The following is a 1,629-nucleotide window of genomic DNA, read 5'->3' on the forward strand; positions in this document are numbered from 1 at the left end:
GTCGGATCTCGCGCCACTGCCAGGGGTGCAGAGGCAGTGCCGCGTGTCCGTCCGGCAACGGCAGCCCGGTTCCGGCGAGTCGGGCCGTGAGTCGGGCGGCGGAGACAGGTCGGCCGCGTTCGGTCCATGGGCGGGGAGTTCGGTCAGAGGGGTGGGCGCGTAGCCGGGCAGTCCGGCGTGGAAGTCCCGCACCTCGGCCGGAGGCGGCGCGCAGGTCCAGGTCCGGGCGACGGATCTGACGTACCAGGGCAGGCGGCGCGGGGCGGAGCTGCCGGAGAGGAGAGAAGTCTTGGACACGTGATCAGCGTGTGATCAATTGTATGATTAGTCCAGCGCATGTTTTCGAACGGTATTCGTCAGAGAAACTGACCGATGGAGGCCGGTGGTGTTCGATCTGCACCGACTGCGCCTCCTGCGCGAGCTGAAGCACCGCGGCACGCTGGCCGCCGTCGCCGCCGCACTGTCGTACAGCCCCTCCGCCGTCTCCCAGCAGCTCACGCAGCTCGAATCCGAGGTCGGCGTCCCGCTGCTGGTGCCCGTGGGGCGCCGGGTGCGGCTCACCCCGCAGGCGGAGATCCTCGTCGCGCACACCGAGGCCGTGCTCAAGCGGCTGGAGGAGGCCGAGGCGGACATCGCCACCTCCCTCACCGACCTCATCGGCACGCTGCGCATCGCCTCCTTCCAGACCGCGGCGCTCGCCCTGGTGCCGACCGCGCTGACGCTGCTGCGCGACGCCCACCCCCACCTGCGGGTCGAGGTCACCCAGGCCGAGCCGAGCGAGGCGCTGCCCGCGCTGCTCGCCCGCGACTTCGATCTCGTCGTCACCGAGGAGTACCCGGGCAACCCGCACCCCCGGCCCGCCGAACTCGAACAGGAACCCCTCTGCGAGGACCCGCTGCGCCTGGCCACACCGAGACCCGACGGCCAGGACACCGGACCGATGGACGCACTCCGGGCGCTGGCCGACCACCCCTGGGTCATGGAACCCGAGGGCTCACCCGCCCGGCACTGGGCCACCGCGCTGTGCCGCACCGTGGGCTTCGAACCCGATGTGCGCTTCGAGTCCGCCGACCTGGTACTGCACCTGAGGCTGGCCGAACTGGGCCATGCCGCCGCCCTGTTGCCGGACCTCGCGTGGAACGGCCGCCCGCCCACCGTCGCGCTGCGGGAGCTCCCCGAGGGCCATCGCACCCGCTCCCTGTTCACCGCCGTACGCAGCGGACGCGGCCCCCACCCCGCCATCACGGCCTGCCGCCAGGCGCTCCGGCAGGCGATCGGGGCCGCACCCTAGTACGCGAACTCGCTTACGGAGTAGTCCTGTTCAGGTCGAGCCGGCCGACGCGGGCCACGTTCTCCCGGTCGTCGGCGTCCGCGCTCGGCTCCGCCGCGAACCAGGCGTCGAGGATCTCCCTGAGCAGCGGCTCGGACGTCAGCCGCAGGCCGAGGGCCAGTACGTTGGCGTCGTTCCAGCGGCGTGCGCCGTCCGCCGTGTAGGCGTCCGTGCACAGTGCCGCCCGTACGCCCGCCACCTTGTTCGCGGCGATCGACGCGCCCGTGCCGGTCCAGCAGCACACGACCGCCTCGTCGGCGGTCCCGGCGGCGACCTCGCGGGCCGCCGCCTCCGAGCAG

2 protein-coding genes and 1 pseudogene are annotated in these 1,629 nt (G+C 72.6%); 1 reads left to right on the forward strand and 2 read right to left on the reverse strand.

Going from position 1 to position 1,629, the window contains the following annotated elements; all coding sequences use genetic code 11:
- Positions 1 to 297 (reverse strand): annotated as a pseudogene (locus tag R6V09_RS52600) (hypothetical protein); the annotation flags it as partial.
- An 88-nt stretch (positions 298 to 385) separates the two neighbouring features.
- On the opposite strand from R6V09_RS52600, the gene R6V09_RS52605 reads away from it, so the two are divergent.
- The gene (locus R6V09_RS52605; RefSeq protein WP_317888475.1) at positions 386 to 1,291 is read left to right on the forward strand and encodes a LysR family transcriptional regulator; all 906 of its coding nucleotides are present in this window, start codon (positions 386 to 388) and stop codon (positions 1,289 to 1,291) included.
- A gap of 13 nt (positions 1,292 to 1,304) precedes the next feature.
- Here the strand turns inward: R6V09_RS52605 and R6V09_RS52610 are convergent.
- A partial coding sequence (locus R6V09_RS52610; RefSeq protein ID WP_317888476.1) for an RpiB/LacA/LacB family sugar-phosphate isomerase occupies positions 1,305 to 1,629 on the reverse strand: 325 nt, incomplete at its 5' end.

The sequence above is a fragment of the Streptomyces sp. W16 genome (assembly GCF_033194735.1).
Lineage (GTDB): Bacteria > Actinomycetota > Actinomycetes > Streptomycetales > Streptomycetaceae > Streptomyces.